Origin of the sequence: Xanthobacter sp. NM-59 (assembly GCF_021401125.1) — a bacterium.
Classification (GTDB): Bacteria; Pseudomonadota; Alphaproteobacteria; order Rhizobiales; family Xanthobacteraceae; genus Xanthobacter.
In genome coordinates, this window is sequence record NZ_JACBFQ010000002.1 from 13,626 (window position 1) to 37,079 (window position 23,454).

Genomic DNA, 23,454 nt, shown 5'->3' on the forward strand with positions numbered 1-23,454 from the left:
GCTAGCCCACCGTCACCCGCGTGCCGTCGAACCGAAGGTCTTCCTTCGCCCTGACAACGGCGCTGTGGGCGGTTTCGACGGAAACCTGATCCACGTTCCGCACCAGGGTTCCCACCTCGCTCACGTCGGCGCCGGTGATGCGTGTGGTGCGCTCGCCCGCCTGCACCGCCAGCGCGTCGGCCACCGTCTCGCTGCGGCGCGCCGTGGTGCGCAGCAGGTCCGCGATGAAAGCCGCCATGCGCCCGACCAGGCTGAACGAGGTGGCGAGCACCCGCACCGTCTCGCCATCCACAGTCGCTTCCCGGCCCTGCAGGGTGAGCCGCTCGCGCCCCTGAATGGCCACATCGGGCGCGGCCAGCACCACGCGGCGGGCACCGGGCACGGCAAGGGCCATGGCATCGGGCAACAGGCGATCGAGCACGGCCAGCACGAACACCTCGCCGTCCGCGCGCGCCACCAGCACGCGGTCGCCGGCCTCCGGAACGAGCAGGCAGCTCAGCGCTTGGCGCGCCCATAGCCGCTCGTCCCCAATGGCGACGCCGATCCGGCCATCTGCCTCCACCGCGAACACCCGGGCCGGCAGCAAGCCGGCGGCCGAGCTGGGGCGCGGCGCCTCCGCCGGCTGCGGGGCGCTGCCATCACGCGTGCCTTCTCCATCCGCAAGGACCATGTCACCCTCCACGATCACCGCGTGTTCAAGACAGAAACGCCCCATCCGCCGGGGCCTACATGTAATTGGCCATGCCATAGGTGGCAGCCATGATGCTGCCGGTCTGGGCCAGAGCCTGAACCGTGTAGGTGGCCGCGCTCGACACGCCGGAGGCCACGGCGGAGCTCACGGCCTTAATGCCCTTGGTCGCGTAAAAGGCGGCGGAATTTTCGTAATTCACGCTCCAGATCTTCTTGGCGACGGCGCCGAGATTGGTTTTCGTGATGGCAATCTTGTCATCCTTCACCGTTGCCTTGAAATCCGTCCACGCGATCTTCAGATCGGAGTTCGTGATCTTGGTGGCATTTCCGGTGATGAGATCCATCTTCAGGCCGACAATGGTCTCGAATTTCAGTCCCAGCTGGAAGTTCGTGGTCGTGGCCAGCTTCACCGATTCCTCTGTGCCCAGGAACATGGCGAAGGAATTGCCCTGCGTGTACTTGGTCGAGTTTCCGTAGATCCAGTCATAGGTGTCGCCATCGGACTTGGTCGTCACCGTGTTGGTGGCATGGATCAGAATGTCGGCCGGGCTTGCGGAGGTCCCCGCCTCGATGGTCACACCATTCTTCGTGTTCAGCGTATACTGGCCATTGTCCACCGTGTGGCGTGAATCACCATTGGCGGTCTTGGTGGTATGGCCGGCGCCATACTTCATGAGCCCCGCGCCCTTCACGTTGACATCGAGATCATCATCCGAATACAGCAGAACGCCCTTGCCGGAGGGCGTCTGCTCGCTGGAACTGACCTTCGACTTTTCCTTCGCCGTCTTGGAGGACGAGGCCTTGGCGCCGTAGGGATCGTCCTTGTTCTTGTTCCCCTGGTCGGTCTGCGTCACGCTGGATGTGGTGTATTTCAACCCCGACTGGGCGCTGGCATCGTCGGCATAGGCGCCGAGGCGCAGATAGGTGCCGGACGCTGTCGCCCCGCTGGCGCTCGACGGCGGCGCATCGGTCACCGCCTTGGGCACGTCGAGCCGCAGATAGCGCGCGGCGGAGCTGTCGGCGCCGTCCTCCATCTCCATCAGCAAGCCGCCGGTGGTGCGGATGACGTTCGCCGTCTGGTCCCGCGAGGTCGCGGGATCCACATTGCTCTCGTTGAACGCCGCGCCGAGGATCACCGGCCGGTCGGGATCGCCGTTCACATAGCCGACGAGGACCTCGGTATTGCGCACCAGCGGGAAGTGCAGGCCGCTCACCACGCTGTCCGCGCTGGAGCCGGCATAGGGCTGTGCCTGGCGGATGGGCGCCGAACCCTTGCCGGCCGTGTTGCGGCTCGAAGCCTCATTATAGCCCAGGCCCAGGCGATAGCGCCCGTAATCGTCCAGCGCCGCCCGCTTGGTGCCGGTGTCCTCGGCTTCCACCATGGCGTTGAACACGCCGGCCATCACCGGCCGCGGCGTCACCCTGCGCGGGCGGAAGACCTGGCTTTTCTTGATGGCCGTGAACGTATTTTGATAGGGCGTTGGCGCGACATCGAAGGCATAGCCCAAAGGCCCGCGCTTTCCGGCCTCGTGGCGCACCTCGAGCACCACATATTCCGTGTTGAAGCCGCCAATGTCGTGCTGTTGCAGCGTGAACACCTGCCCGGCGCCCAGGGGGCAGGCCGTGCTCCGGCACTCGAAGGTGCTGGTGGGCCAAGCGGCTTCCTCGGCGCGGATGTTGGCCAGCGCCTCGCCCTCGTCCCGGGTCAGGTAATGGTCGCCATATTCCACCACGCCGCCGACGCCGTCGGACTGGGTCTGGCTGGCGCTCACCAGCATGTCCGTATCCGGCTTCTGCTCGCTGAAATCGCGCAGCTTGAACTGGCGCACGGCCGGGCGCGCCAGCCATTCCAGCGAAGTGACGGCCGCCTCGCGCACCGCCACCGTGGTGGCCGCGGGCTTGAAGCGCAGCGGGCTCGCCGTGCTGGTGGGGAAGGCGGAATTGTTGGCCGCCAGCACCAGCTTCTCCTTCACCGCGCCGGCGGAGGTGAACGTCTCGAAGAAATAGAAGACGCCATAATGCTCGCAGACGCGCGAGAAAAACTGGAAGTCACTCTCGTTGAATTTGCTGATGTTCTTGCGCTTGTAATCATTGGCGACGGAATCGCGGATCTCGTAATCCAGCGTCACGCCACGGTCGGCCACGGTGGCGCCGTCATAGAGCGAGCCGGAGAGAACGCCGTCGAGCAGGTCCTTGAGCCCCAGCTCGCTATCGGGCGCGAACACCGCGCTCTGGCGGAAATGGTCCAGCAGCGTGAGCCGCGGGCCGATCACCACCGAATAGGTATAGCTGTTCACGTCGATCTTGTTGAGCAGGCGGAATTCCAGCACCACCCCGCCGAACACCCGCTCCTGCGCATCATGCTTAACCCGGAACCAGGCCGGCTTGCTCACCACGCTGGAGCCGGTGAGGTCCGACATGCCGATGAACACCGCCTCCAGACGGAACGGGCGCGAGACGCCCTCCTCCGCCGTGAAGGTCTCGCACTCATAGTCGGCAAGACCCAGATCCGGGACGGAAAGCTGGAGCTGCAGGCGCTTGAACGGCAACCCTCCGCCTCCATGGGCGGGCGCCTCGTGGCCTGGAGGCTTGTGGCCCGAAGGCTTATGGGCCGAGGCCTCCATCGGCGGCGCGGAATTGGACATGGCTTCGCCTCCCTCTGGCGGCCGCGCCTCAGCGCAGCGACATCACCTTCATCTGCGACGGCGAGATCGTGAGCCCGGCCGCATTGGGGCAGGCCCCATTCTGCTTCGTGGGCCCGCTCATCTTGATGGCGGGCATGCCGCCAATGAAAAGATTGGTGGATCCGGAGGCCGCCGACACCGGCCCCATCATCAGGTTCGACACCATGCCCAGGCCCACGCCCGCCGTATCGCCATTGGAAAGCGGCTTCTGGGTGAGCAGATTGTGGGCCGGCATGCAGGTCAGGCACACCTTCGTCTGCGTCGGCACCGCCGTGTTGGACAGGCCGATATTCGGATATGGCAGCGGCACGATGGCCGGCCCGACGGGCGTGCGGCAGGTGTCGGGAAAGGCGAAGTCCATGGCCGGCAGCGGCCCTTGCGAGGTTACGAACATCTAGGCCTCCTCCTGCCAGGGGCGGACCTTCTGCGGCGCATAGAGTTCCGCCACCGCCCGCGCTGGCTCCGTTCCCAGAACCCCGCCCGAAGCGCCCAGGGTCAGCAGCCCATCGGTGGAGCTGCGGTGAAAATTCGTTCTCAGGAACCGCGCGCCCGAGGCGTCCGCCCCATCGAGCCGCGCCCGCGCGAGCTGCGTATAGGCCATTCCGGCGCCCATGAAGCGCGCGCCCGGCGCCTGCGCCGCGTTCATCACCGCCATGCTCAGGTCCGCGTCCCGGAAATCGGCGCCGCCCAGGCGCGCGTCCTCGAAATTGGCATTGGCGAGCCGCGCCCCCGCAAAGCAAGCACCCGTCAGGTCCGCCTTCGAGAAATGCGCGCTGTCCGCGTGGACGCCGGAGAAGTCGGCGCCCGGCGCCACGCATTGCATGAAAAATCCGCCAGTCAGATCCATGCCCGCGAGGATCGTCTGGCTGAGGTTCGCGCCCATGAGATTGGCGCGGGCGAGGCGCACGGCGCGCAGGTCGCGCCCGGACAAGTCCGCGTCCACCAGCAGCACGCTGTCACACGACAAGCCATCGAGGTGGGCTTCACGCAGGTCCGCCCGGTTCATGAACATGCGCGTGGCGGTGGCGCCCGAAAGGTCAATGCGTGCGATGTCGCATTCCAGGGCCGAAATGCCATCAAGCTTCGCGCCGGCGAAGGCCGCGTCGCCCAAATCGCACTTCAGCAGCGCGCAATCACTGAGCCCCGCGCGGGAGAAGCGCACGCCCGCCATGGTGCACTCGACGAAATTCACCTTCTCCAGGGCAGCGCCGATGAAGCTTGCGCCGGTGAGGTCGCAGCGCGTGAAGGCGGTGTCCTTGAGCTGCGCCCCGGTGAAGACCGCCCCCGCCAGATCGCACGCCATGAAGCGCGCCGCACCGAGCCGTGCGCGATCGAAACGGGCACTGCGAAACGCCGTTTGGTGGAGCACACCGGCGGTCAGCTCCGTGCTCTCCGTCCAATCGGTCAGGGAGAAATCCCCGCCTTCATGGAGCAGGTTGAAGCGCACGAAGGTGAGAAGCTCCTCACGAGCGGCGGCCATGGCGGCGGGATCGCGCGCGGCTTCGCTCATGCCACCCCTCCCTCTTGCGCCCGCTCAGCCATGGACCGTCTCCAGTGCCAGCGGGGAATTGAGCAGGTTGGCGCCGGTGAGGTCGGCGGCGGTGAGATCGGTGTCGGTCAGATCGGCCCCGAACAGATTGGCGCGGCGCAGGCTCGCCCGCGTGAGGCTGGCACGGTGAAGCTGCGCCTCCATCAGCTGCGCCCCCGCGCAATCGGCATCGGCAAGGTCGGCACCGTCGAACAGCGCGGAGCGCAGGCCCGCGAGGCGGAAATCGGCCCCCGCGAGACGCGCCGCGTTGAACACCGCGCGTTCGCAGGTGGCGCGCCGGAACACGGCCCCCGTCAGATCCGCGCCGAAGAAGCTAGTGCCGTTGCAGAGCCCTTCCGCGCAATCGAGCCCTGAAAGCCGCGCCTCGCCGATGAAGGCACTGCCGCGCAGGTCCGCGCGCACCGCGGACAGGTTCGGCGCCGTCAGCTTCATGAAGGAGCAGCGGTCAATGAGGGCCCCGTCGAGGCTCGCACTCGTAAAATCAGTCTCGAGCACCTGGCAGCGGCGCATCTGCGCCCGGTCGAAGCGCGCGCCCGGCGCGCTCACGCGCAGGAACAGGCCATCCTCGATCCGTGCCTCCGTCAGGTCCGCGCCCGCGAGGTCGCTGGAGATGAAGCGCAGGCCGGCCAGCATCGCGCGCCGCACACTGGCGCCCGCGAGGCACGCCTCCATGACCAGCCCACCTGAGAGCCGCGCCCCATCCAGCCGCATGGCGCGGCCGCTCACCCCACTGAGGTTCGCCTCGGTCAGGTCGGCGCCGCTGAAATCCGCATGGTCGAGCCGCGCCTCGGTCAGCGCCGCGCTGGCGAGGTTGGCGCCGCACAGGCGTGCATTGCGCAGATTGGCTCGCTCCAGAAAGGCGCCGCTGAGATCGAGACCCGACAGATCCGCCCCCGCCAGGTCCACCCCCGCCAGATCGCGCCCCGCCAGCGACAGCCCCGCCCGCACCTGCTCCAGCACCGCATCCCCGAAGCGCCGGGCCGCGCGGGCGGTGAGCGGGCGCTCGGGATAGGACGCCTTGGCCGCCATCCGGCGCATGGCGGCGGTACCCTCGATAAGGCGCGCCTCCGCCTCGTCGAGGCGTTGCAAAGCATCGGCCAGGGCCGCGTCCTTGGCTTCCACCGCGCGCTGCGGCCCAGGCGTGTCGGCGCCGACCGGGAACGCCAGCCCGGACAGCAGCGCATCGATCGCATCGGCCGGATCCGACACGGGCAGCCGGGGCAGGAGGGGCGCGATCTCCCGTCCCGCCCGCGCGAGTTCGCCCCGCGCGCCCTCCACCATGTCCGCCGACACCTCGGAATGGGACAGCATCTCGTCGAGAAGGCTCGTCACCGAGGGCGCGCCGACCTTGGGGGGCAGCCCCGCGGGAAGCTCCGGCAGGGCGGGTAGCTCTTGGGCGGCCGCTTCGTGAAGCTGCGCCCTGGCATCGGCCAGCGGGCTCCCCTCCGGCAATTGGAGGAAGCGGGCCATGGCTTGGGCGAAGAGGGTGTCGTCGTCGCCCCCGTTCTTCAACCCATCGATGAACAGGCCGCGCCAGTCCTGCGCCGCGGCCGCTTGCCCCAAGACGTCGTCGAGCAGGCTTAAAGCCTGCGGATTCCCTGCCCCTCCCGCCGGCGCCGCGCCAATTCCGGCGAGGCTCTTATCGATCTGCGCGGCGATGTCCTGGCCGGTCAGCGGCTCCAGCGTGCCGAGCAGCGCGTTTACCTGGGCCGGACCCGCGCCCGGCTGCTGAAGCGCCTGCATGGCGTCGAGAACCGGCTGTCCACGATCCTTCAGCGCCTTGAGATCGGCTTCGGCGCGCAGCTTCAGCTCGTCCAGCAGATCGAGAATGTCGCCCAGGTCGAAGTCGCCTTCGGCCAGCTCCTCCGGGGTGGGCAGCGGCAGCGGTTCTGGCTCGGGCAGCGGCGCCGGGCGGAGCATGGGGGGCACGCCGGCCTCGTCCATGGTGCGATTGGCCATGAAGTCCATGGCCTGCGCGCGAAGGGCCGCCTGCTGCCGTGCGCGAGCCATGCGCGCCGCCTTGCGGCGTTCGATCTCGGCCGGGTCGCGGGGCGGCGTGAGCTGCCATTCGGAGAAGGCGAAGCGCGCCATGGTGGCGGGATCGCACCGCACCCGCCGCACCTGGGCATAATGGGACACGGGGCGGGGCGGCGCACCCAGGTGCTCATAGGCCGCCATCACGTCGCTCACGTCCTTGCCCTCGAAATCGGCCACCGGCACAACGCCATGCCACACGAGAACACCGCGCCGCGCGCCGGCCAGGAACCATACCGTGTCCAGCGCCAGCGCCACCTCGCTCCAGACTTCCCCGCGCCCGACGAACACGCGCGGCACGATGCCGGGCAGCCGGCCCTCCATGAGCGGCGCCTGGGCGGAGAAATTGTGGAGCCGGTAGGGCTCGTCACCGCGCAGATAGGCGGAAAGCCACTGGCTGCGCGGGGCGGTCATGAAGAAATCGGGATGGATATCGTCCGGCAGGCCCGGGGCGACATCCCGCATCCAGGCCGCGTCATAGGTGCCCGCCAGCTCCTGCCGCGCCGGGTCCAGCAGGTCCACCGGCCCGAAGACGGCTGGCGGCGGCTGATCGAGGATGGACTGGATGAGACTGCCTGGGTCCTCGACATTGGGCAGCGCGACCGCCTCGCCCCCACCCACGCGATCCACCGCGTTGAAGCCGAGCCCCTCGCCATTGCTCCCATGCCCTGGCCCGCCGAACGCGCGTGCGCGGGACAGCAGGAGATCCGCGATGGGGCGCGGCGCGGAGGGCGCGTAACGCCCGCTTTGATCCGTGGTCCACCAGCGATCGCCGAAGACGGCGAGGCGCTTGTGCAGGCCGCCGATCTGCGCTTCCAGCAGCAGCGCCCCGGCCTCGGGCGCATGGACCCGGCCGCCGATGAGCACTTCCGCGCGCGGCTTGGGCATGCCCATGTCGAGCGCGCCACCCGGAGGCAGGGCCTGGGCCGCCATCGGCCAGAGATTCTGCTCACTATCCAGGCGCGTGGCATCCGCCAGGTCGAAGGCCGCCAGCACGGAGACGATGAAGCGCCCACCGTCCCGCCGACGCTCCACCTTGTGGAGCAGCCCGAGCGTGCGCGGTTTGATGATCTGGGGCATGGAAGCTTCTGCACAGGCTTGAACGCGCGGGAGCCAGCTTCCTTAAGGCGGTATCTTTACAGCCATGCGACGCAACGCAACCGTGCACCGCCCCGCGCTTCATCCGCCCCGATTGCCACGATGCCTTCGGGCGACGCCGTCCTAGCCAAAAATCTCGGCGGTGAGGCCCGCATACCAGCGATCGGCCTCCACCGCCGCCTGCGCCCGCACATCACTCGGCTCGCCGGTCTGCGAGATGAAATGATCCTCCTCGCGGATGCGCCCGTCGGCCGGCGCATAGGTGCCGCCCACCTTCACTGCGTCATCTGTGTCGATGAGGCTCCAGCAGATATTGGCATAGCGCGCCTCGGCGGCCGGCGCCCCCAGGAGCGCCGCGCGGATGGCGGCGGCCGCGACCTGGGCCTGGCTGTTGGCGGCGAAGGCGGATTTGGGCATGTCCCCGGCAATGGCCGCGTCGCCCAGGACGAAAATGCGCGGATCCATGCTCGAGGCCATGGTCTGCGGCTCGATCGGGCACCAGCCGGAGGGATCCGCAAGCCCCGCCTCGCGCGCGGTGGCGCCCGCCATCTGCGCGGGAATGACGTTGACCAAGGCCGCGTTGGCATAGGTCTCGAAGCCCGTGACCACGGTCCCCGTCTTCGGATCGACGGATTTCAGCCCGTCGCTGATGTCCGGCGCCATCCATTCGATCATGCCGGGATAGCGGGCCTCCCACCCTTCCTGGAACAGCCCCTGCTTGGAGAACTTCTCCTTCGGATCGATGATGAAGATCTTGGTGCGCCCGCGCCCCGTGCTCTTCAGCCGGTGCGCCATCATGGAGGCGCGCTCATAGGGCGCCGGCGGGCAGCGATAGGGATTGGGCGGAGCAATGATGACGATGACGCCGCCATCGGGCACCGCATCCAGCTTCTGCCGCAGCAAGGTGGTCTGCGGCCCGGCCATCCAGGCGTGGGGCATCTGCTCTTCCGCCTCCCGGCTCCAGCCGGGCACGGAATCATATCTCAGCGCGATGCCGGGGGAGACGACCAGCCGCTCATAGCCGAGGCGCGAACCATCCGCGAGGTGCACCTCGCCGCGATCCCGATCGATGGCGCGCGCCGCCTGGGGAATGACAGTGACGCCGGCCCGCGCCAGCCCGTCATAGGCGTGCACGAGGCTCTCGAACGGCACGAGGCCACCCAGATAATGGTTCGAGCGGAAGCAGGTGACATAGCGCGCTTTCGGCTCCACCAGGGTGACCGACAGGCCCTCCGTCTGCGCCAGATAGCGCGCCAGGGAGGCGCCTCCCGCCCCGCCACCGATCACCACCACGCGCGGCCGCCCTTGCCCGAGCACCGCCGGCGCGGGAACGAGCGCGGCAGCGGCAGCCATCAGCGAGCCGCCCAAGAAAGAGCGGCGAGTGTGAGAGCGGCGTGTGAGGGAGCGGGGCGCGGGCGTCATGGCCTCAGCCCACCTTGAGATAGGCGAAGCCCTTGCTCTGCAAGGCGCCCACCGTGGCCACGCCGGACGGAACGAAGGCGATGTAGGGCTCGTTGCGAGCCTTGGCCCGATCGATCCCGTTCCGCTCGAAGGTGAAGGCGCACAGATAGATTTTCAGGCCGTTCTTGGAGAGGGATTGCACCTTCTCCGCCAGTTGAGGATCAAGGTTTTCCTTGGCCCACTGCGTGTCTTCGAGATTGTCGAGGAAGAATTTCACGCCGCCCGCATGGGCCACCAGGGCGATCTGGATGGCGAACGGGTCCGCCCCATAGGCCGCATAATGGTTCGAGATATTGTTCAGGGTCTGGGCGAAGCGGGCATGGTCGCCATAATCGCAGTGATACAGGCAGGCGACATCCGCCTCCTTGTTGATGTCCTTCATCTGAAGCATGCTCTGCGCGGCCTCCGCTGCCACCGGAAGGGCTCCGGCGAGCGCCATGGTGCCGAGGAACGCCCTGCGATCAAGATGCGGCATCCTCTCCTCCCTGCTCCGGCGCCTTGATGCGCCTGTGGTTTGAACGTGTTCGTCACGGCGCCACCGGGCCAGCACCTATTTCTTCTGTCCCTCAGCGTCGAACTGCGCCAGGAAGGCGATGAGGTTCGCGCGCTCGGTGTCGTTCTTCACGCCCGCAAAGGCCATCTTGCCCTTCGGAGCCAACACCTTAGGATTGGTGAGATAATTGTCGAGCGTCGCGAGGTCCCACATCTTGCCGGCGGCGGCGCCGTCCTTGATGTCGGCGGAATAGGGATAGCCCTCGAAATGCGCCCAGTGGGCGCCCACGATGCCGTTCAGCGGCGGGCCCACCTTGGTCTTGGCGCCGGGGCCGATGGCGTGGCAGGCCATGCACTTCTTGAAGACGACCTCGCCCTTGGCCGGATCCCCGGTGATGGCCTCAGCGGCCGTGGTCGCGTCCGCGGCAGGTCCTTCCGCGCGGGCGGCCGCGGTCATAGGCAGCAGGCCGGCCAGAAGGCCAGCGAGAAGTGTGATCTTGCGCATCTTGTCGGTCCTCCCTGGCTGGCATCGCTAAGCGGCAGCCTTTTTGTTGATTGTACTCCTCATTGCGCTCCCGCGCCCCGGATCATTCCAGGTTCCCCTATTCCAGATTTCCCTTGGGCGCGTCCTCGTCAGGGGTCACATTGAGGATCTGGGCCCGGGCGGTCACATGAACAGGGCCGGAACAGTCCTTCATGCAGGGATTGCTTTTCCAGAAGGCTTTTTCGGTCGTCTCGCGGTCATCTTCATAGAAATTCGGCTGATTGGGCAGCTGCACCTTGGGGAAGTTTTCCTTCGAGAGCACGAAGTCTTCCGGCACCAGATCGTTCAGGTTGAGAAGATAGGCGACGATGGCATAGGTCTCGTCAGCGGACAAAGACTGGTTGTTGCCGAAGGGCATGGCCCGGCGCACATAGTCGAAGGCGGTGGAGGCATAAGGCCAGAACGAGCCGATGGTCTTTTCCGGCCGGTCCGATTTCAGCGTGCCCTGTCCGCCCGCCAGCACCGGCCAGCGCCCCGCGCCCTCGCCGAACTCGCCATGGCAGGTGGCGCAGTTCTGCAGGAACACTGCCTCGCCCTGCTTCACCGATCCGTGGCCTTCAGGCAGCCCCTCGCCATCGGGCCGCACATCGATGTTCCAGGCGGCGATCTCCTCCGGCAGCGCGGGGCGGCCGAGGGCGGGCGCCGAGGCGGACGCCTTTTGATGGGGCGCGGCGGATTGCGCCCAGGCTGGCAAAGCCGTCACGCCGATGAGCGTGGCCATGCCGGCCGCGAGCAACGCCTCAGCCGACTTCCACATTTTCCGTCTCCCCGTTGGAGCGCACCAGCCAGGTCTGGATGCCGTTATTGTGGTAGATGGAATTGGTGCCGCGCACGGCCCGAAGCTCGTTCTTGGTGGGCTGCACATAGCCGGTGTCGTCCATGGCGCGGGACTGCACCATGAGCTCGTCGCCCGCCCAGTCGAAGTCCAGGTAGAAACGCGTCATGGCCATCGGCATGGCCGGACCCTCGATACGCGCGGTGGTCCAGTTGCGCCCGCCGTCGAGGGAGACATCCACCCGCTTGATGGTGCCACGCCCGGACCAGGCGATGCCCGAAATCACGTTCGGTCCCTTGTGCTTCAGAGGGGCCTGGGGGCTCGGGCTCGTCACCACCGATTTCGCATCCATCACGAAGGTAAAACGGCGCGAGCGGCCATCGGCCAGGAGGTCCGTATATTTGGAGGTTTCCTCGCGCTGCTGCCACGGCTCGTCGCCCACCTTGAGACGGCGCAGCCACTTCACCCACATATTGCCTTCCCAGCCCGGCACCACGAGGCGCACCGGATAGCCCTGCTCGGGCCGCAGCGCCTCGCCATTCATGGCGAAGGCCACCAGGCAGTCCTTCATGGCCTTTTCCAAGGGGATGGAGCGGGTCATCACCGCCGCGTCGGCGCCTTCCGCCAGCACCCATTTGCCCTTGGCCTGCACCCCCGCCATGTCCAGCAGGGTTTTCAGGGGAATGCCGGTGTAGAAGACATTGTGGATCATGCCATGGGTGAACTGGCAGCCATTGAGCTGCGCGCCGCGCCACTCCATGCCGGAATTGGCCGCGCATTCCAGGAAATAGGCCCGGTTCACCCGGCCCGGCATGCGCTTGATGTCCTCCAGCGTGAACACCAAAGGCTTGTCCACCAGACCGTGGATCATCAGCCGGTACTTGTCCGGATCAATCTCCGCCTCGCCACCATGATGGCGCACGAAGCACAGGCCGTTGGGGGTGATGACGCCGTCGAGGGCATAAAGCGGCGTGAAGCTCACCGAGCTTTCGCGGCTGGCCGTCAGCCACTCCACCTCGCGCCGCACCACATCCTTCTCGAACATGGAAGGCTTGCCATAGGGGTTCACATTCACCCCCGCACCCAGCATCTTCGACCATTCGGGCACCGGCACGATGTTGGGATCCGGCCCTGCCGCGAGAGCCCGCCCGGCCAAGGCCGAGCCCCCCGCCGCAGCACCCGCCCCCATCCCCAAAGCGGAAAGGAAGCCGCGCCGGGAGAGGCTGGCGGCGCGCGTTCCGGAAGGCATTTTTTCGGGGCCCTGCTGGCCGGGCCCGCTATGTTGGGACATGACGTCCTCCCTAATATTCTAACATTCGCAGGTTTGAATATTTTTGGCGCGCCACCGCAGCGGCGCGCGGGGATCACGCGCCGATGACTTTCACCGAGCTGTTGGGGGCGATGGTCACGGGGCCGGCGGACGCCACATAGCGCTCCACCACCTCCCAGATGGGCGGGCCTTCCACATTCTGGGCGACCGAGGCCCAGCCGGCGACCGTATAGGCCTTGTCCGCCTCCAGCGGCTTGCCGGTCTTCAGGAAGGTGAGGTCGGAAATGCGCTCGCCCACCCCCTTCGACACGTCGATGGAATAGCCCACGCCCCCCACCCGCACCATGTCGCCGCCACCCTGGAAATACGGGTCCGGGTGGAAGATGTTGTCGGCCACGTCTTCCAGGACATCCTTCAACTGCTTGCCGGTCATGGTATTGCGATAGCAGGCGGGATAGGTGATGGCGGTGGCGTTGGCGATGGCCTCGAAGGTGATGGGGTCGCCCGGCAGCAGGGTTCCGCCCCAGCGGAAGCCCGGAGACAGGGCGATTTCCGCATCCCGCTCCTTCAGGAGCGCGTCGCAGATCATGTCGTCGAAGGTGCCGTTGAAGTTGCCGCGCCGGTAAAGCAGGCTGTCGGTGCGCCCCACCTCGCGGGCAAGTTCCGCCGCAAAGGGCGCGCGCAGCTCCCTCACCAGCTTTTCCATCTCCGGATCGGGGGTGATGGCATCGGAAAACACCGGGATGAGCTGGAACCTGTAGCCGGTGACCTTCTTGTCCTTCACATCGAGGTCGAGGCGCGAGATAAACTTGCCGTGGGAGCCGGTGGCCACCAGCAAAGTCTGGCCCACTTCCACCACCGCCGGCATGGCATCATGGGTGTGGGCGGTGAGGATGACGTCGATGCCCTTCACCCGCGAGGCCATCTTGCGGTCCACATCGAAGCCGTTGTGGGAGAGCACCACCACCGCGTCGGCGCCATCGGCGCGGGCGGCGTCCACCTGCTTCTGCATATCCTCCTCGCGAATGCCGAATTCCCAATCCGGGATCATCCAGCGCGGGTTGGAAATGGGCGTGCGCGGGAAGGCCTGGCCGATCACCGCCACCTTGGCCCCGCCCTTCTCGAAGGTCTTCGCCGCATCGAACACCGGCTCCTGCCATTCCAGCGAGCGGATGTTCTGGGCCAGGAAGGCGAAGGGCGCCTTCTCCTTGATCTCCATCACCCGGTCGGCGCCATAGGTGAACTCCCAGTGGCCCACCATGGCGTCGAGGCCCAGAGCGGAGAACACCTTCACCATGTCCTCGCCCTTGGTTTGGAGCGAAGACCAGGAGCCCTGCAGGCCGTCGCCCCCATCCAGCACCAGCACCTTGTCGGCGCCCCGCTCGTCGCGGATGGCCTTGATGAGGCGCGCCATGCGGTCGGCCCCGCCCATGCGGCCATAGGCGCGGGCCAGGGCCGTGAAATCGAGGGAGGTGAGCGCATAGGCGTCGCGCGTCTCCGGCTTCAACTTGAAGTAATCGAGGAAGGCCTCGTCGGTGAGGTGCGGCGGCTGCCCGCGCGCCTCACCGACGCCGATATTGGTGGACGGCTCACGGAAATAGAGCGGCACCAATTGGGCGTGGATGTCGGTGAGATGGAGGATGGTGAAGGTGCCGGGCTTGCCAAAGCGCAGCAGGTCCGCCTCGCTCAGGGTGCCCTTCTCCACGGCCTGGGCCAGCCCCGGCCCGCCGGCGGCGATGAGGGCGGCGAGCGCCGTTCCGGCGGCAAGAAAATCGCGTCTCGAGATCATGGCATCGCGCTTCCCGCGTTGAGGGCCGCCGCGTTCACTCCACTTGCGGCCGGGCGAGGACATGGACCCGCCGCTCACCGGATCAATCATGCGATCCGGCGCGGCTCAGCCCCGATGATGCGGACGGCCGGGGATGCTCCCCGGCCAAGGTCAGGCAACGGTGAGCTTGGCCGTAGCCTTCTGCTCGGCGCCGTGATCGTCCGTCCAGGTGAAGGTCAGCTCTCCGCTTTCCTTCGCCTTGTAGAAAAAGGACTGGTACGGATTCGCGGAAATGGAGGGAAACCATTCCGCCGTGAAGAAAGGCTTGCCGTTGAACGCAGCCTGGAAGGTGTGGATGATGTCGCGCGGCACGGTCTTGCCCGACGAATCCTTGCGCTGACCGCTCTCCATGTCGTGGGAAATCAGCGTCTTGATCTCGATGATCTCGCCGGCCTTCGCCTGGGCGGGCACACGCACGCGGGGCGTGGACTTGATGGCCATGGTGGGTTTCCTCCAGATTTTTGTTTCGCGGTGATGGGTCTCACGCGCGCTTTTTCGAGGCGGGCCGGCGGTCAGCCGCCGCAGCCGCCAATGGTGACCTTCACCTGCGCCTTGGCCGAATAAAGGGCCCCGTTGGACATCTCCGCCACCGCGATCACGTTCTGCGTCTGGGCGAGGCGCATGCGGGTGGAGGCGGCCGCCTTCCCGCTCTGCGGCGTGAACTGGTAGGTGACCACCTGAGGCAACGGGTTGCCGTCCGCGAAGACGTGGACCGACTTGACGAAATCAGAATCGGTCATAGGACTTTCCACATCGATATTGATGGGAACCACCAGACCATTTTCGGCGATCTCCGGCAGATCAAGCTTGATCTTGCCTTCACCCATGCTCTTACCGCCGAACAGCTTCTTCATCTCGTCCGCCACCTGGGCCTCGGTGGCCAGGCTCATGCGCGGGGCCAGCACGGCGGCAAGCGCCGCTGCCCCGACCAATTGAAGCGCCCGGCGGCGACTGGGCGCACGGGTGGCGTCTTGGTGAAAGGTCATCCGTTTCCTCCCCAACAGCCCCGAGAATGGGCCATAAGCTATTGTTTTGATTTTTGATTCGTCCGACGCGAATTTCGTCGTCGCCGATCAATTTCACATATTGTGATATCGATTTTTTTGAATGTAAAGTAGCTCCTATCCGCCGATTGAAGCTTTCTATGAAGGCCGATCGGGCGGATCGGAAGGGCGCCTTCATAAGGGCTTCAGCAGAGGGCCCGCGGGCGTCCCGCCAGATTTCGGGAGGATATATGCGACCCAAAATCCGGTTTTTCACAACCGTGTGCGCACTCGCGCTCGCCCTCATCCCCTTCGTCCCGGCGCGCGCCCAGGACGATGCCAGCGAGAAGGAGATCGAGCGGTATCGCGCCATGATCAACGACCCCATGGCCAATCCCGGCTACCTTGCGGTGGACCGGGGCGAGGCCTTGTGGGCCGAAAAGAGGGGCAAGAACAACGTTTCTCTGGAAACGTGCGACCTCGGCCAGGGCCCCGGCAAGCTGGAGGGCGCCTATGCCGCCCTCCCGCGCTATTTCGCCGACGCCAACCAGGTGATGGACCTGGAGCAGCGCCTGTTGTGGTGCATGGAGAAGATCCAGGCCTTCGACACCAAGCCCCTGGTCTCCAAGCCCTTTTCCGGGCCCGGACGGGGCTCTGACATGGAGGATCTCGTCGCCTACATCGCCAACAAGTCCAATGGCATGAAGATCGCGACACCGCTCGATCATCCCAAGGAAAAGGAGGCTTATGCCCTAGGCGAGGCGCTGTTCTTCCGCCGCTCGTCCATCAACGACTTCTCCTGCTCCACCTGCCATGCGGACGCAGGCAAGCGCATCCGCCTGCAGGCTCTGCCGCAACTCGACAAGCCCGGGAAGGATGCGCAGGACACCATGGGCTCCTGGCCCACTTACCGTGTCTCGCAAAGCGCGCTGCGCACCATGCAGCACCGCTTGTGGGACTGCTATCGGCAGATGCGGATGCCTCCCCCCGATTATGGCTCGGAGGTCATCACCGCCCTCACCGTGTTCCTGAACACCCAGGCGGCGGGCGGTGAGATCAACGTGCCCTCCATCAAGCGCTGAGAGGAGAAGAGCCATGAAGACGCTGTTGATCGCCGCCGCTCTTCTCGCGCCCGGCGCGGCATGGGCCCAGCAGATTCCCCCCGCCCCGCCGGCCGTGGTGGAGGCCGCCGTGAAGGCGAGCTTCACCAAGCTGCCGGACGGCTGGGCCGCGCGCCTTGTGCCCGACGAAACCATGCTGGTCTGCTCGCAAACCCGCAACCAGCCTTCCCAGCAGCAGGGCGAAGCCATCATGGCGCGCGAGGCCAAGACGGTGAAATATCCGCAAGGCAGCGTGCTGGGCGACTGGAAGGCGGGCGAGAAGGTGGCCCAGAACGGACGCGGCGGGCAATTCTCCGATCCGCCGGGAACCGTGAGCGGCGGCAATTGTTATGCCTGCCATCAGATGGACCCGCGCGAGGTGAGCTATGGCACGCTCGGCCCCAGCCTCGCCCATTATGGCGCCGATCGGAAATATGCGCCGGAGGACGCCAAGGCCGCCTTTGCCAAGGTCTACAACCCGCAGGCTGTCTTCGCCTGCTCGTCCATGCCGCGCTTCGGACATAACGGCGTGCTCAGCGAGCAGCAGATCAAGGACGTGGTGGCCTATCTGTTCGATCCGGATTCGCCGGTGAACAAGCCGGCGAAGTAGAGCCTCGTTTTCCTCTGAGCGAGGTTCCCCCTCAAGCCCCGCCACCGTGCGGGGCCTTTTCTTTGCGCCTCAGCCGCGCCGGTCCTCCCCGCGCGCCAGGAAATCGTCGAACGAGCCGGCCCGATACGCCCCCTGCGCCACATAGCGGAAGAAGGCCGAGAATTCCGCGCGCGAGAGCAGGCCCGGCATGCGCGCCACCTCCTTCGCCTGCCCCTGCTCCAGGGCGAAGAACTGGAAAGTGGGGGTGACGCGGATGCGCTGCTGTTGGCCCAGCGCCTTTTCCGTCAGGCGGTTGCCATCGAAGAACGTCACCTCCCGCGCGCCAAACAGGTCCAGATGGACGATGTCAAAAGCAGCCCGGATGGGGTCGGCAATGGCGGGGTCGGCGAAATAGACGGTGTGCAGCGTCTTGCAATAGATGCAGCCGCGCTGGCTCCATTGCAGCGCGAAATGCCGGCCGGTGGAGGTTGCCGCCGCAAGATCCTCCTTCAGGTCCAGGAAGCTCTCCACATACCAGTCCTGGGTGTAGAGCCCGTCGTCTCCCAGGCGGGCGTCCGCGACGGCCGGAATCGGGAGCAAGGCGAGGCCGGCGGCCTGCAGCACGGCCCGGCGGGAAATGAGCTTGTCAGAGGCCATGATCTTTCTCCGCTAGGCTTCCTGGTCGGGGCCGCATCAGCCGATGGTGCCCAGGCCGGGGGCATGCTCCAGCAGCCATTGGGCCACCTCGGGCATGAAGCCGGTCATGAAGGCGATGCCGGTGAGGATGAGCAGCCCCCCGGCCACCTTCTCCACCAGCCCCAGGCCCCGGCCTGCCGCCCGTGCCCATGACAGGAACGGGCCGGTAAAGGCAGCGGCCACAAGGAAGGGAAGGCCGATGCCCGCCGCATACACCGCCAGCAGCAGCATGCCCTTGCCCACGGAGGCTTCCGCCCCCGCCACCATCAGGATGGCGGCCAACACCGGCCCCACGCAGGGCGACCAGCCGAAGCCGAAGGCCAGCCCCACCACCAGCGGCGTCAGCACGCCCACCGGCGCCGCCCCCACATCGATCCGCGCCTGACGATAAAGGAAGGGAATGCGCACAAGCCCCGTCATGTGCAGCCCGAACAGCACCAGCAGCACGCCGGACGCCAGCGTGAGCAGCTCCACATGGTCCATCAGCAGGCGGCCGAGGCTGGATGCGGTGGCGCCCAGCAGTACGAACACGATGGAGAAGCCCAGCACAAACAGGCCCGCCGCGCGCAGCACGCGCCCGCGCGAGGCCGCCGCGCCCACCCCGCCGGCCGGCGCCGCCGCGCCCGTCAGGAAGCCCAGATAGGCGGGCACCAGCGGCAGCACGCAAGGAGAGGCGAACGACAACAGCCCCGCCACAAAGGCGCCGGGCAGGCTGATTTCCAGCGACATGGTCTTCCCCGCGAACGTTCCTCCGGCCCTCCGCACAGCCCATGATGTGCCGCGCGTGACGAGCCCTGTGGCCGCGCTTTGGCGGCCGCGCCGCGTGCGTTGACCCGCCGCGGCTTCTTGTCTTGCTGAAGATATATGCGAATGCGATTATATGAGAAGAGAAATCGCACATTGCCCGTTCACACCCACTCGCCTCCCCACCGCAGTCCGAGCCCAGGAATGACGCGCATCCCACCTCCCGCTCTTTCGGCTTTCGCCCTCGCTATGTGGAGCCTGGCCAGCGCCTCGCCGGCCCGGGCGAGCGAGCTCGTCATGTTCGAGCGCAGGGGCTGCTCCTATTGCCAAAAGTTCGAACAGGACGTGGCGCCGGTCTATGCCAAGACCGAGGAGGGCCGTCGCGCGCCGCTGCGGCGCATCGATCTTTCCCAGGGCGTTCCGCCGGAAGTGGCGCTGGCCGCGCCGGTGCGGTTCACGCCCACCTTCGTTCTGGTGGACGAGGGGCGCGAAGTGGGGCGCATTACGGGTTATGCTTCCGATGAAGCTTTCTGGGGCCTGATGGCGGCGCTGACGGCACGCCTGAACGCCGGCCAACCTTAGGGCCGCTCAGGCGGGTGGGGCGGCACCCATCTTGCTTGAAAGCGTCCCGGGCGTGGCCCGCCATTGATGGATCAAGGGGTTCAAGACCATGTCGCCGATCGTGTCCAGGCGGATCGAGGACGAACTGCGCGAGGGCCCGGAGATTTCGCCGGAGCTGGACCAGTTGATGCGCAATGCCCGCGCGGCAAGCGACTTCCTCAAGGCCCTCTCCCACGAGAATCGCCTGCTGCTGCTGTGCCTGCTGGCCGAGCGCGAACTGTCCGTGACGGAGCTTGAAAACATCCTGTCCCTGCGCCAGCCCACCGTTTCCCAGCAACTGGCGCGGCTGCGCCTGGACGGTCTCGTCACCACGCGGCGCGAAGGCAAGGCCATCTATTACAGCCTCGCCAACGATGATGTGCGGCGCGTCATCGCCGTCATTTACGACATCTATTGCACAAGCGCGCGCTGTAGAGAAGAATAGCAAGAAAATCGCGCCGTGCCGGCGAAGGGACGCTGAAAAGACGCCCGGGAACATCCCGGAAAGCGCAAGACAAGTCCCCGCCGGCATCTATGGGAGGAGGCGGCGCCATGGAGATTTCAAGCCCCTGGTGGGCCGCTCTCGCAGGCCTCCTGGTCGGGGGAATTGCGGGTTTCTGCGTCTTTCGCGCACGCCTGTGCACCTTCGGCGCCCTTGAGGACGCCATGGTGGGCCATGACTGGCGGCGCATGAAGGTCTTCGGCCTGGCCTTGGGCCTCGCCATCGGCGGCACCCAGCTGCTCACGCTCACCGGCCTGCTCGCACCCGAACGCACCCATTATGTGCCGGCGCTGCTGCCCTGGTTCGGCATTCTGCTGGGTGGCCTGCTGTTCGGGCTCGGCATGGCGCTGGTGGGCACCTGCGCCTTCGGCTCCCTGGTCCGGCTCGGATCGGGTGATCTGCGCAGCCTCGTCGTGCTGCTGGTCTTCGGCGCGGTGGCCTATGCCACCCTGCGCGGCGTCTTCGCCGGCTTCCGCGTGGATGGGCTGGAGCGCATCGCCATCGCGGTGCCCGCGGGCACGGCTTCCGACCTGCCGTCCCTGCTCGGCCGCGCGGCGGGGCACGACCTGCGGCCCTGGCTCGCGGGCCTTGCCAGCATCGCCCTGGTGGGGATTGCCGCCCTGGATCGCAGGCTGTGGCGCGCGCCGCGCCTGATGACGGCGGGGGTCGTGCTCGGCCTCGGCGTGGTGGCCGGCTGGCTCGCGACCACGCTGCTGGTGGACGAGTTCGCGCGGCCCACCGCGCCCCAAAGCCTCACTTTCGTCTCGCCCGTTGCGCGTGCGCTGTTCGGCCTGCTGCTCGACCGTGACGGGCTTGCGGAATTCGGGGCCGGCAGCGTGTTCGGCGTTGCACTCGGCGCCTATGTGGCGGCCCGGCGCGCCGATCTGTTCCGCTGGGAAGCCTTCGATGACCCCCGTGAGATGAAGCGCCACCTGCTGGGCGCGGTGCTGATGGGTTCGGGCGGCATCCTCTGCGGCGGCTGCACCATCGGCCAGGGTCTCACTGCCGGCTCGCTCCTGGCCCTCTCCTGGCCGCTGGCCATGGTGGGCATGGCCGCCGGGGCGCGGCTGGGTATCGCCTTGCTGATGGAAGGCTCGGTGACCCAGTTCCTGCGCGCCACCCTCTTCGGTCGCCTCAACTGGCGCAACGATCCGTGAGGACCATGCCCCGGGGCCGCTGATCGCTGCCCGGCGGCCGCGCGCGTGCCACGCAGGCCTTCGGCATGACGGCCCCTTGGGAGGAACGCAGGACGCGGGCATGCCGCCCCCCGTCCACGCCTCCCCCCAGTCCGGCGGCGGCGAAGCGGGCCAGCAGGGCATCGCGCGCGGGCGGCGATGCGGCGCTGGTGCTTGTCAACGATGCTTGAAGACCATTCCCGGTGCCGATGCTCGTGGCCAAGCAGCGCTCGTGTGCAACGCTGGTGCACGGCGCTGGTGCTTGGCATGACGGTCTCTCGGAGGAATAGAGGACGCGGGCGCCGGCCGCCTCCGTCCGCCTCCGTCCGCCCCCTCAGGCGGCGGCGAAGCGGGCCAGCAGGGCGTCACGCGCCTCGGCGATGCGGCGATAATGCTCGTCGCTACCGCCGGCATCGGGGTGGGCCTGCTTGGCGCGGCGTCGAAAGGCCGCGTTGATCTGGGCAACCTCCAGCTCCCCTTCCAGGGGCAAATCGAGGGCCTCGCGATGGGTGCGGCCATCGTCCCCCGGTTCGGCGCGGAACAGGAAGGCCCGGCGCGCCTGCTGCGCTTCCAGGCGCAGTTCCACCTGGTCGATCTGCCAGCGCGCGCGTGACATCACCAAGCAGGCGCCGAAGGAGATGCGCCCCTGCCCTTCCAGCTCATCGAAGCTGAACGGGCCCACCATGTGATACGGCTCCGCCAGAAAGGCCGAGCGGCCGGTTTTCCCCGCTTCGACGCGGCCGATGGCCACCATGTCGAGGATGCCCAGCGAGCCGTTCCAGATGACCCATTGCTCGTTGTCCGCCATGGCGCACGCTTCCGTACATGAATCGGAGCCGCGCGCCCTCGCTTTGTCGCAAAGGGGCCGCGGCGGCAGGATCGCCGGTGCCCCCATGCAGGTTCGGCGCCAAGCCAGCGCCTCGCGCGCGCAAAGCCAGCGCTTCGCCGCCCCCTCCCCCGCTTCACGGGACGCCGCGCGACGAGGGCGCAAACGAAAACGGCCGGGCACCGCTTCCGCTGCCCGGCCGTCCAAAACCACTTCAGCGCCGCGCGGCGCCTTGGCATCAGACCTTGTATTCGTAGAGCAGGCGGGCGCGGATGGTGCCTTCCAGGGCGCGGATGTCTTCCAGCACGCGCTGGCTATCGGCCGCCGAGGCATCGGCGTCGAGCACCACATAGCCGACGTCGGCATAGGTCTCGTAATACTGGGCGGCGATGTTCACCGCGTGCTTGGCCAGCACCTCGTTCAGCCGGCCGAGCATGCCCGGCAGGTTGCGCTGCACCTGGATGAAGCGGGTGCCCAGGGGGCGCGCCGGCAGCTGCACCTGCGGGAAGTTCACCGCGCCGACGGTAGAGCCGGTGTCGCTGTAGTCCAGCAGCTTGCGCGCCACCTCGGAGCCGATGCGCTCCTGTGCCTCCAGGGTGGAACCGCCGATATGCGGGGTGAGGATGACGTTGTCGAGCCCCTGGAGCGGCGAGTTGAAGCGCTCTCCATTGGCCCGCGGTTCCACCGGGAACACGTCCACGGCGGCGCCCAGCAGGCGGCCTTCGCGCAGCGCCTCGGCGAGGGCGTCGAGGTCCACCACGGTACCACGGCTGTTGTTGATGAAGTAGGAGCCCTGCTTCATCATCGCGAACTCGGCGCGGCCGATCATGTTGTGAGTGGCCGGCGTCTCGGGCACGTGCAGGCTCACCACATCGCTCTGGCCCAAAAGCTCCGCCAAGGTGGCGGTGGGCTCGGTGTTGCCCAGGCGCAGCTTGTCCATGATGTCGTAGAAGATGACCCGCATGCCCATGGCCTCGGCCAAGTTGGACAGCTGCGAGCCGATATTGCCATAGCCGATGATGCCGAGGGTCTTGCCGCGCACCTCGTAGCTGTTGGTGGCCGACTTGTCCCAATCGCCCTGGTGGGCGGCCGCCGAGCGCGAGGGAATGCGGCGCAGCAGCATGACGATTTCGCCGATCACCAGCTCCGCCACCGAACGGGTATTGGAGAAGGGCGCGTTGAACACCGGCACACCCTGCATGCGGCAGGCGTCGAGATCCACCTGGTTGGTACCGACGCTGAAGCAGCCCACCGCGATCAGGCGATCCGCGGCATCCAGCACCTTCTGGGTGATGTGGGTGCGCGAGCGGATGCCCAGCAGGTGCACGCCCTTCACCGCCTCCAGCAGCGCGTCGCCCTCCAGCGCCTTGGTGAGGCGGGTCAGGTTGGTGTAGCCGGCGGCGGTCATCATCTCCACAGCGCTGTCGTTCACGCCTTCGAGCAGCAGCACCTTGATCTTGTCCTTGGACAGCGACAGGTGCGGCGAATGGGTATGGCTGTCGTTCACGATCTCAGCGTCCTTCAGCGATGAATGAGCGAATGGCGGAAAACCGGGTGGGAAGCTCGGCTGGGCTCGACACGGCGGATTCGTCGCCCGCGGCGCGCTGATCCGCGGGCGGGCGAGAACTTAGCGCTTTTGCCGCCCGCGTCTAGGCTCCGGGTGGCCTTCACCCCCTCCGAAAGTCGCGCAAGCGTGCTTTTGTGGCGTCCCGCGGCGCCCGCGACAAAATGCGCGCGCCGCGCGAGCCCCAACCTGCCGCTACGCAACATCCCGAATGGGCGGCGCAAAGCGGCGCGGCGACGCATTAGCCCCT

General features: G+C 67.1%; 22 protein-coding genes. 5 read left to right on the forward strand and 17 right to left on the reverse strand.

Annotation, left to right across the window (positions count from 1 at the left end; translation table 11 throughout):
• Position 1 precedes the first annotated feature (1 nt).
• From L0966_RS05425 to soxY, 13 genes are all read right to left on the reverse strand, one after another.
• Positions 2-670 carry a DUF3540 domain-containing protein gene (locus L0966_RS05425; protein WP_234050855.1) on the reverse strand — a complete coding sequence of 223 codons (669 nt, stop codon included), beginning with the start codon at positions 668-670 and terminating at the stop codon, positions 2-4.
• A 55-nt stretch (positions 671-725) separates the two neighbouring features.
• Positions 726-3,335: a type VI secretion system Vgr family protein gene (locus L0966_RS05430; protein ID WP_234050856.1), complete on the reverse strand. Its 2,610-nt coding sequence runs from the start codon at positions 3,333-3,335 to the stop codon at positions 726-728.
• A gap of 28 nt (positions 3,336-3,363) precedes the next feature.
• Positions 3,364-3,768, reverse strand: a complete 405-nt coding sequence (locus L0966_RS05435) for a DUF4150 domain-containing protein (RefSeq protein ID WP_234050857.1) — start codon at positions 3,766-3,768, stop codon at positions 3,364-3,366.
• Positions 3,769-4,884, reverse strand: a complete 1,116-nt coding sequence (locus tag L0966_RS05440; RefSeq protein ID WP_234050858.1) for a pentapeptide repeat-containing protein — start codon at positions 4,882-4,884, stop codon at positions 3,769-3,771. It lies immediately after the preceding gene.
• 24 nt (positions 4,885-4,908) lie between these two features.
• Positions 4,909-8,037 (reverse strand): DUF2169 domain-containing protein, encoded by a 3,129-nt coding sequence (locus L0966_RS05445; RefSeq protein ID WP_234050859.1) that lies wholly within the window; start codon positions 8,035-8,037, stop codon positions 4,909-4,911.
• Between the two features lie 141 nt (positions 8,038-8,178).
• Entirely contained in the window at positions 8,179-9,408 is a 1,230-nt protein-coding gene (locus tag L0966_RS05450) for an NAD(P)/FAD-dependent oxidoreductase (protein WP_234050860.1), read from the reverse strand.
• A gap of 73 nt (positions 9,409-9,481) precedes the next feature.
• Complete coding sequence (locus L0966_RS05455; protein WP_234050861.1) at positions 9,482-9,991, reverse strand: DsrE family protein; 510 nt, start codon at positions 9,989-9,991, stop codon at positions 9,482-9,484.
• A gap of 75 nt (positions 9,992-10,066) precedes the next feature.
• Positions 10,067-10,465, reverse strand: coding sequence for a cytochrome c family protein (locus L0966_RS05460; protein WP_370640669.1), 399 nt, complete (start codon positions 10,463-10,465; stop codon positions 10,067-10,069).
• 145 nt (positions 10,466-10,610) lie between these two features.
• Positions 10,611-11,309 carry a c-type cytochrome gene (locus L0966_RS05465; protein WP_234050863.1) on the reverse strand — a complete coding sequence of 233 codons (699 nt, stop codon included), beginning with the start codon at positions 11,307-11,309 and terminating at the stop codon, positions 10,611-10,613.
• Positions 11,293-12,576: a sulfite dehydrogenase gene (gene soxC / locus L0966_RS05470; RefSeq protein ID WP_234051284.1), complete on the reverse strand. Its 1,284-nt coding sequence runs from the start codon at positions 12,574-12,576 to the stop codon at positions 11,293-11,295. The genes L0966_RS05465 and soxC overlap by 17 nt, the downstream gene beginning before the upstream one ends.
• Before the next feature lie 115 nt (positions 12,577-12,691).
• Positions 12,692-14,386 carry a thiosulfohydrolase SoxB gene (gene soxB / locus L0966_RS05475; protein ID WP_234050864.1) on the reverse strand — a complete coding sequence of 565 codons (1,695 nt, stop codon included), beginning with the start codon at positions 14,384-14,386 and terminating at the stop codon, positions 12,692-12,694.
• A 150-nt stretch (positions 14,387-14,536) separates the two neighbouring features.
• Entirely contained in the window at positions 14,537-14,866 is a 330-nt protein-coding gene (soxZ, locus tag L0966_RS05480; RefSeq protein WP_234050865.1) for a thiosulfate oxidation carrier complex protein SoxZ, read from the reverse strand.
• A gap of 71 nt (positions 14,867-14,937) precedes the next feature.
• Complete coding sequence (gene soxY / locus L0966_RS05485) at positions 14,938-15,411, reverse strand: thiosulfate oxidation carrier protein SoxY (protein ID WP_234050866.1); 474 nt, start codon at positions 15,409-15,411, stop codon at positions 14,938-14,940.
• A gap of 248 nt (positions 15,412-15,659) precedes the next feature.
• Between soxY and soxA the strand changes: the two genes are divergently transcribed.
• A complete protein-coding gene (gene soxA, locus L0966_RS05490; RefSeq protein ID WP_234050867.1) occupies positions 15,660-16,490 on the forward strand; it encodes a sulfur oxidation c-type cytochrome SoxA in 831 nt (276 codons plus the stop codon).
• Positions 16,491-16,503: 13 nt separating this feature from the next.
• The gene (gene soxX / locus L0966_RS05495; RefSeq protein ID WP_234050868.1) at positions 16,504-17,118 is read left to right on the forward strand and encodes a sulfur oxidation c-type cytochrome SoxX; all 615 of its coding nucleotides are present in this window, start codon (positions 16,504-16,506) and stop codon (positions 17,116-17,118) included.
• A 69-nt stretch (positions 17,119-17,187) separates the two neighbouring features.
• On the opposite strand, the gene L0966_RS05500 is transcribed toward soxX, so the two are convergent.
• Both L0966_RS05500 and L0966_RS05505 read right to left on the reverse strand, forming a co-directional pair.
• The gene (locus L0966_RS05500) at positions 17,188-17,754 is read right to left on the reverse strand and encodes a thioredoxin family protein (RefSeq protein ID WP_234050869.1); all 567 of its coding nucleotides are present in this window, start codon (positions 17,752-17,754) and stop codon (positions 17,188-17,190) included.
• A 36-nt stretch (positions 17,755-17,790) separates the two neighbouring features.
• The gene (locus L0966_RS05505) at positions 17,791-18,522 is read right to left on the reverse strand and encodes a cytochrome c biogenesis CcdA family protein (RefSeq protein WP_234050870.1); all 732 of its coding nucleotides are present in this window, start codon (positions 18,520-18,522) and stop codon (positions 17,791-17,793) included.
• A gap of 219 nt (positions 18,523-18,741) precedes the next feature.
• Between L0966_RS05505 and L0966_RS05510 the strand changes: the two genes are divergently transcribed.
• From L0966_RS05510 to L0966_RS05520, 3 genes are all read left to right on the forward strand, one after another.
• A complete protein-coding gene (locus tag L0966_RS05510; protein ID WP_234050871.1) occupies positions 18,742-19,119 on the forward strand; it encodes a thioredoxin family protein in 378 nt (125 codons plus the stop codon).
• 88 nt (positions 19,120-19,207) lie between these two features.
• Positions 19,208-19,582: a metalloregulator ArsR/SmtB family transcription factor gene (locus L0966_RS05515; RefSeq protein WP_234050872.1), complete on the forward strand. Its 375-nt coding sequence runs from the start codon at positions 19,208-19,210 to the stop codon at positions 19,580-19,582.
• 107 nt (positions 19,583-19,689) lie between these two features.
• Complete coding sequence (locus tag L0966_RS05520) at positions 19,690-20,796, forward strand: YeeE/YedE family protein (RefSeq protein WP_234050873.1); 1,107 nt, start codon at positions 19,690-19,692, stop codon at positions 20,794-20,796.
• A gap of 352 nt (positions 20,797-21,148) precedes the next feature.
• On the opposite strand, the gene L0966_RS05525 is transcribed toward L0966_RS05520, so the two are convergent.
• Entirely contained in the window at positions 21,149-21,622 is a 474-nt protein-coding gene (locus L0966_RS05525; protein WP_234050874.1) for a J domain-containing protein, read from the reverse strand.
• Between the two features lie 256 nt (positions 21,623-21,878).
• A complete protein-coding gene (gene serA, locus L0966_RS05530; RefSeq protein ID WP_234054506.1) occupies positions 21,879-23,147 on the reverse strand; it encodes a phosphoglycerate dehydrogenase in 1,269 nt (422 codons plus the stop codon).
• Positions 23,148-23,454: the final 307 nt, after the last annotated feature.